At 36.7% G+C, this 7,318-nt stretch carries 5 protein-coding genes; 4 read left to right on the top strand and 1 reads right to left on the bottom strand.

Annotation, left to right across the window (positions count from 1 at the left end; genetic code table 11):
* The 3 genes from A0J48_RS25345 to A0J48_RS25335 all read left to right on the top strand — a co-directional run.
* Positions 1 to 1,212, top strand: a 1,212-nt coding sequence (locus A0J48_RS25345) for a glycosyltransferase (protein WP_200327344.1), incomplete at its 5' end; no start/stop codon positions are given.
* Positions 1,213 to 1,226: 14 nt separating this feature from the next.
* Positions 1,227 to 2,207, top strand: coding sequence for a glycosyltransferase family 2 protein (locus A0J48_RS25340; RefSeq protein ID WP_200327343.1), 981 nt, complete (start codon positions 1,227 to 1,229; stop codon positions 2,205 to 2,207).
* 109 nt (positions 2,208 to 2,316) lie between these two features.
* Positions 2,317 to 3,411: a glycosyltransferase family 4 protein gene (locus A0J48_RS25335; RefSeq protein ID WP_200327342.1), complete on the top strand. Its 1,095-nt coding sequence runs from the start codon at positions 2,317 to 2,319 to the stop codon at positions 3,409 to 3,411.
* Between the two features lie 44 nt (positions 3,412 to 3,455).
* Here the strand turns inward: A0J48_RS25335 and A0J48_RS25330 are convergent, their stop codons facing one another.
* Entirely contained in the window at positions 3,456 to 4,580 is a 1,125-nt protein-coding gene (locus tag A0J48_RS25330; RefSeq protein WP_200327341.1) for a hypothetical protein, read from the bottom strand.
* A 711-nt stretch (positions 4,581 to 5,291) separates the two neighbouring features.
* Here A0J48_RS25330 and ftsH2 point away from each other — a divergent pair.
* The gene (gene ftsH2 / locus A0J48_RS25325; RefSeq protein ID WP_200327340.1) at positions 5,292 to 7,178 is read left to right on the top strand and encodes an ATP-dependent zinc metalloprotease FtsH2; all 1,887 of its coding nucleotides are present in this window, start codon (positions 5,292 to 5,294) and stop codon (positions 7,176 to 7,178) included.
* Positions 7,179 to 7,318: the final 140 nt, after the last annotated feature.

Below are 7,318 nucleotides of genomic sequence, written 5' to 3'. Positions count from 1 at the left end.
GTTGACAATAACTCAAATGACGGTACACAGAATTATATTGACCAGCATTACACCCATATTAAAGTTCTACAGACAGGTGATAATTTAGGTGGTTCTGGTGGCTTTTCTCATGGCATGGAATTTGTTAAAGAATTAGAATATAACTATATCTGGTTACTCGATAATGACGTTCGTTTAGATTCTCAAGCTTTGCTGACTTTAGTGGAAATTCTGCAAAATTACCCTGAAGTTGGTTTGGTGGGTTCACAAATTAGAAAATTAGAAAATCCACAAATTATTCACGAAATAGGAATTTCCTTATATCCTCAAAAAGCTCATTTAAAAAATAAATTTGCTAATCTTGAAGTGATTTCAAATGAGGAAATTTTATCAGGACATCCATACATTAATGTGGATTTTTGTTCTGCTGCATCATTATTAGTACGTCGTGAAGTTGTCCATAAAATAGGAGTTTTTGAGAACTATTTTCTGCATTTTGATGATGTGGAATGGTGTTTAAGAGCAAAAAAAGCTGGTTGGGTAGTTGCAGCTAATCCAGCATCTATTGTTTGGCATTCTTCACCGGATTTCAAGCAGCGTCCTTGGATTAGTTATTACGATGAACGCAACTTGTGTTATTGCTGGCAAAAACATCACCCAGAGCTTTTATTAAAGCGGATCAGAGTTCTGTTACCAAAATTAATTTATTACTCATTGACAGGGCGCTTTTTTTGGGTTCAAACTCATTTAATGGGATTAGAGGATTTTCTCAGAGGTGTTAAAGGAAAAATGCCAGAACCTCTACCATACTCAGAATATACACCTGAGCAAATTATTGAGCAATCTTCAAAAGTTGTAGTACAATCTAATATTTATCAAGATAAATCTCAAAGTGCAGCTTGGAAAGAACTGGAGGTTAGTGGAAAGATTACTGTTTGTATTCAACCTAAAAATTTAGTACATCGTATTTATATATGGTTGATATCTTGTTTTTATAAGTCGGTTGATTTGGCAATTGTTAACTGTTATCAACCAGAAATTTATCAATTTAATCTAGCAAAAAAAGTTTACTTGTTTACTGGTTCTGGCTATGTATTAGTAAATGTTGATTTGATTAGGTTACTGCAAAAAACTCTAATAACCTTCTACAAAATATTGAGGATTTATTGGAAAATAATGATGAAAGTAGGTAAAACAGCAAATAATCAAAACTTTAAAAATCAGCAAAATTGAAAAATATAAATCTTATGTCAACCAATAATTTATTGTTTTCGATAGTTATATGTACTACGGATCGTGCTGTTTCTCTCCTAAAAACGATTGATTCTTTACAGCAAATAAATTACAAAAATATTGAAGTTATTGTTGTAGATTCTTCATCTAACAGTGATACAGTAGAGATGTTAAGAGCGATAGAAAAAAAAATAAATTTTAAACTCCTATTTTTTGTATCAGGAGTAAATAATATAAGTAAATCTCGCAATATTGGTATCAAAAACGCATCGGGAAATATAGTTGCTTTCATTGATGATGATGCTATTCCACCACCTGACTGGATAGAAAAACTACTATCCATATATTCTTTACAGAGTGATAAATGTGCCGGGGTTGGTGGTACAGTCAGGGATATGACAAAACCTAGTTATCCCTTACAATACCATCGTGGTATCACTAATGTTATTAGTAACACAATTCCTATTCGTTCAACTGATGCTGTTAATTACAACCAACCCCAGGGTTTTTGGTATAACAGTTTGATGGGTGCAAATTCTTCTTATCGCAAAGATGTATTAGAAAAAATAAACGGTTATGATGAATTTTTTGAATATTTTTTAGATGAAACTGATGTTTGCTTACGCATCATTCAATCAGGTTATGAAATCCACTACAGTGATGTAGTTGTAGATCATTATCCCCAGCCTAGCCATAATCGTCAAGATCAAAAACATCTTACCTGCTGGTATTCTCTGGCAAAAAATACCACTTATTTCACCTTAAAACACGCATTTAAAAAAATGCCTTTCCCTATCCTCATTATCCGTTTGACACTACTTCTGATTTATCGTTGCTTGCTCAGAATTCTCCGCTTAAAATTTACACATCATCTATCAAATGAGATTCTATGGAAATATATTCAAGAATCTATAGCAGGTGTGCGTATAGGTTGGACTGCTGGTATTGGTTTGCATAAAGTCGGAACTCGAGATAATTTAGGCAATAGGCAATAGGCAATAGGCAAAGAATGTAACAAAGTAGTTTTGGGTGTATTGAGTTTTTGCAAAAATCAAGTAGCATACTCATAGTTACAAAATTTTTATAACTAGACGTATCATATTAATGAACATAATAAATAATTCATTATCTCCTCAATTAATCATCAATCTTTCAATTCTCTTTTCTCAACCAACTGGCATCAGTAACTATGCTTTAAATTTATTTCCCTATTTAAAATCTCTTCAACCTACGCTATTAACAGCCCAAAAATATCCTGAATTCAACTGCTACCCAGTCCCCAATAATCTTACTCCTGCTGACGGTATCAAAGGACATTTACGCCGTCTAATGTGGACACAATTTCAATTACCAAAAATCTATAAAAATCTTAAATCTCAACTTTTATTTTCTCCCATCTCGGAAGCACCCCTTTATAGCAACTGTCGCTTTATCGTCATGTCTCACGACATGATACCTTTGCGCTTTCCCAAACCTTTTTCACCGCTAACACCATACCACCGCTACTATACACCCCAAGTCTTCAACCAAGCACTGCATATTATTTGTAACTCCGAAGCAACAGCTAGAGACATTACCGATTTTTACCAAATCCCTACTAACAAAATAACACCTATACCTCTAGCACACGATCGCACTCACTTCCGTTTTCTCAACCTCCCCACTCGCAATTATTTCCTATATATTGGTCGTCAAGACCCTTACAAAAACTTACACCGACTAATTACTGCTTTTTCCGCACTACCTAATAGGGGAGACTATGAACTATGGTTAGCAGGTCCCACCGATAAACGTTACACTCCATTATTAAAAACGCAAGTTGAAGAATTAGGAATAAATCATTTAGTCAAATTTCTCAACTACGTACCTTACAGTGAAGTACCAATAATCATAAATCAAGCACTTGCACTTGTTTTTCCTAGTTTGTGGGAAGGTTTTGGTTTCCCCGTCCTGGAAGCAATGGCCTGTGGTACTCCCGTTATCACTTCTAATGTTTCCTCTCTTCCCGAAGTTGCTGGTGATGCTGCTATACTTATTAATCCCGTTAATAATAGAGAAATAACATCAGCAATGCAAGCAACTATCAATGATTCACAAATGAGAAAACACCTTTCCCAAAAAGGTATCAATAGAGCAAGTCAATTTAGTTGGGAAACAACAGGAAAAGATACTCTGGAAGTTTTAAGAAGATATCTTTAACTAGTACCGAGTACCGATTGAAGAGTTTTCTGCCACTTAATATATTACCTCTGATTTATATTATTTCCCTGTTGCATCTGCCCAGGATAATATAAATTAGATGGTGGTAATTGACTAGGTTGTTGTACAGCATTATTCCCATAGTTTCTATATACCTCTGGAGTAGTCGAGTTAATAGCACCTGAAATGGGAGGTTGAACAAGAGCAGAATTACTATTTACAGGATTTACAGGATTGACCCCAGTTGCTGGTATGTTTACATTCTGCACTGTCTGAACATTATTATAATTAGTGTAAGAGTTTTGCTGCTGATTGGTAATCATCGGCTGAACGTAACCCATTCTAGAAGTAGAAGTTAAACCCTGATTAGGTAAACTGTTAATAGGTGAGATTTGTCTTACTCCTCTATCACCAATCAAAGGACTAATTTTATTTATATTACTTGATTGTTGAATAGCTGTTTCCAAAGGACTAACTATAGTAGTATTTTGATGATTGGGATTTTGATTAGTTACACTACTATTCAAACTATAAGCATTTGTTGGTTCTGTTTTTGATGGCGATGTAGTCAAATTATTAACATCTACAAACTGATTAACTGTATAACTTCTATCAGACTTTAACAAAGTTTGCGCTTGCACCACAAATGGATTTTTTGCACTTGGTGGGTAAACATTATTAACAGTTGTCAAACTAAATTTAGATTTGGCTTCATTGGTAGGAACAGATGGTTGATTAATTATATCTTCAACAATAGTGGTATTTTCGTTTTCCTCGGTGTTATTTTCAACATCACTTATGGGTAATAATAAAGTTGCTTGGGCAACATCACTCAACAAAGTAGGCATATTATCAATGTCTGCTGCGATCGCTTTATCTTCATCAGAAAGAGCAGTTTTCTCTGTATTTACCTTCTCAACAGCTTCTGTCTTAACTTTTTGATTTGGCTGTTTAGTAAAAATATCTGGATTTAACCAGTATGCACGAACCACAAGTCCTACTGCAACTAAAAAAAATCCTGTTCCCCAAAAACCCGGGCGCAAAAAATTCGATAACCTAGCTTTCAGGTAGCGTAAGTAAGCAGGAGGATAGTTACTGTCTGGCATAATTTTGGGTAATTGAATGGTAGATAAATTAGTAAAGCCTGATGACGATTGAGTTGGCAACATCCATAACTATACTGACTTAATCCTATCCTTTAAACAATCATCAGTCATTAGTAATACTGTTTAATTAGTCAAAAATTTATTTTTATTCAGCTTTCACTATGAAAAATCAATAAAAAAGTCGTAATTCTAAGTATTTTTACTAAAAAATGTCAAGTTAAGATGAAGTACTGAGTGCTGAGTAGAAATTTTACTCTGCTTTCATAGCAATTTCCACAATAAGTCCACTATTTTTTAAACGATGATTCTTGACGAGATCAGTGATCACGCTGCCCATCACGAAAAACAGCCTCTGCACGAACATTTTAAGTGAAGGCTTCCTTTGTGGTTACTTTTCTCGTGATTTGTTAGATTGAACAGTTTTAATCATAGTTAACTACAATATAACGCGAACAGACACAGATAAACACAGATAAAGAACAATAAATGAATTTGGTGATGCTGTACAGTTCAGCATAAAATTAGTATCAGGGAAAACAAGATGAGAATTAGCGCCAAACCCTTTTGAGAACAGGTTTTGGGAATTTTTAACTTTTAATTTTTAATTTTCAATTGGTATTAGTATGAGAATTAGGTTAAATTTAATTAAGATTCTAGAAAAACTTCACGAATCTGCCATAAGCAAACTATGCTTTCATGGCTCAAATTAGAAAATGGATTTATAAACATCCGTTACAAAAGCAGTCATATTGGTATATAGAGGCAAATTAAACGATGAAATTCTCTTGGAGAGTCGTAGCACTCTGGTCAGTGCTGGCTTTAGTAATTGGCTTTTTCTTCTGGCAAGGCGCTTTTGCAGGCGCTCCTGCGGACGCAAGTAAAAATGCAGCTAATACCCGCATGACCTATGGTCGCTTTCTGGAATACTTGGATGCTGATCGCGTTACCAATGTAGACTTGTACGATGGCGGTAGAACAGCGATTATCGAAGCTAATGACCAAGATATTGAAAACCGCATCCAACGCTGGAGAGTAGATTTACCTGTTAATGCTCCTGAGTTAATTAATAAGCTTAAAGAACATAACGTCAGCTTCGATGCTCACCCCATGCGGAATGATGGCGCTATTTGGGGATTATTGGGTAATCTTGTGTTCCCAGTTTTATTGATTGCTGGTTTATTCTTCTTGTTCCGTCGTTCTAATAATCTCCCCGGTGGACCTGGCCAAGCAATGAATTTTGGTAAGTCCCGCGCTCGTTTCCAAATGGAAGCGAAAACCGGAGTAAAATTTGATGATGTGGCGGGAATTGAAGAAGCGAAGGAAGAATTACAGGAAGTTGTTACTTTCTTGAAACAGCCAGAGAAATTCACCGCTGTGGGTGCAAAAATTCCTAAAGGTGTGCTGTTGGTTGGACCTCCAGGAACAGGTAAAACTTTACTCGCAAAAGCGATCGCCGGAGAAGCTGGTGTTCCTTTCTTCTCGATCTCTGGTTCAGAATTTGTGGAAATGTTTGTGGGTGTGGGTGCTTCCCGTGTCCGCGACTTGTTCAAAAAAGCTAAAGATAACGCACCTTGTATCATCTTTATTGATGAAATTGATGCTGTAGGTAGACAGCGGGGTGCAGGTATTGGTGGTGGTAATGATGAACGCGAGCAAACCCTCAACCAGCTATTAACAGAAATGGATGGTTTTGAAGGGAATACAGGCATCATTATCATTGCTGCAACCAACCGCCCTGATGTATTAGACTCTGCATTGTTGCGTCCAGGCCGTTTTGATAGACAGGTGACAGTTGATGCTCCTGATATTAAAGGCCGTTTGGAAGTATTAAAGGTCCACTCTAGAAATAAGAAATTAGATCCTACTGTTTCTTTAGAGGCGATCGCACGTCGTACTCCTGGTTTCAGTGGTGCAGACTTAGCTAACCTCTTGAATGAAGCAGCTATTCTCACTGCTAGAAGACGCAAAGAAGCCATTACCCTGGGAGAAATTGATGATGCAGTAGACCGGGTAGTAGCTGGGATGGAAGGTACACCCTTAGTAGACAGCAAGAGTAAGCGGTTAATTGCTTACCATGAAGTTGGTCACGCTTTGGTGGGTACAGTTTTAAAAGACCATGACCCAGTACAAAAAGTTACCCTGATTCCCAGAGGTCAAGCACAAGGTTTAACTTGGTTTATGCCTAACGAAGAACAAGGTTTAATTACCCGTTCTCAAATTAAAGCCAGAATTGCCGGTGCTTTGGGTGGTCGTGCAGCAGAAGAAATCATTTTTGGTGCTGCGGAAGTGACTACAGGTGCAGGTGGTGACTTGCAGCAAGTCAGTGGTATGGCCAGACAAATGGTGACTCGTTTCGGGATGTCTGATTTGGGTCCGTTGTCCTTAGAAAGCCAACAAGGTGAAGTCTTCCTGGGTCGGGACTGGACAACCAGGTCTGAATATTCGGAAGCGATCGCCTCTAGAATAGATTCTCAAGTGCGTGCGATCGTGGAAGAATGCTATGAAACCGCTAAGAAGATTATGCGCGACAATCGTAGCCTCACAGATCGTTTAGTTGATTTATTGATTGAAAAAGAAACCATCGACGGTGAAGAGTTTAGACAAATTGTCGCTGAGTACACTGAAGTACCTGATAAGCAACAGTTTGTACCGCAACTGTAAGGCTTGCAGCTAAATGTAAAATTGATGGGGATGGATCAAGCCATCCCTATTTTTTACTTTTTGACAATTTTTTCGGTAAGTACCCATGCAAAATTAATTATACATTTTCATAATAAATTGATAAAATAAATTATTAATAA

It is taken from the genome of Sphaerospermopsis aphanizomenoides BCCUSP55 (assembly GCF_001586785.1).
Classification (GTDB): Bacteria; Cyanobacteriota; Cyanobacteriia; order Cyanobacteriales; family Nostocaceae; genus Sphaerospermopsis_A; species Sphaerospermopsis_A aphanizomenoides_A.
The sequence above is the reverse complement of the archived record's forward strand: the minus strand, read 5'-3'. Positions and strand labels throughout refer to the sequence as shown.

Bases quoted from the DNA above. Each gene is read 5' to 3' on its own strand.
- A0J48_RS25340 (WP_200327343.1), top strand. From the start codon at position 1,227: ATGTCAACCAATAATTTATTGTTTTCGATAGTTATATGTACTACGGAT.
- A0J48_RS25335 (WP_200327342.1), top strand. From the start codon at position 2,317: ATGAACATAATAAATAATTCATTATCTCCTCAATTAATCATCAATCTT.
- A0J48_RS25330 (WP_200327341.1), bottom strand. From the start codon at position 4,580: ATGTTGCCAACTCAATCGTCATCAGGCTTTACTAATTTATCTACCATT.
- ftsH2 (WP_200327340.1), top strand. From the start codon at position 5,292: ATGAAATTCTCTTGGAGAGTCGTAGCACTCTGGTCAGTGCTGGCTTTA.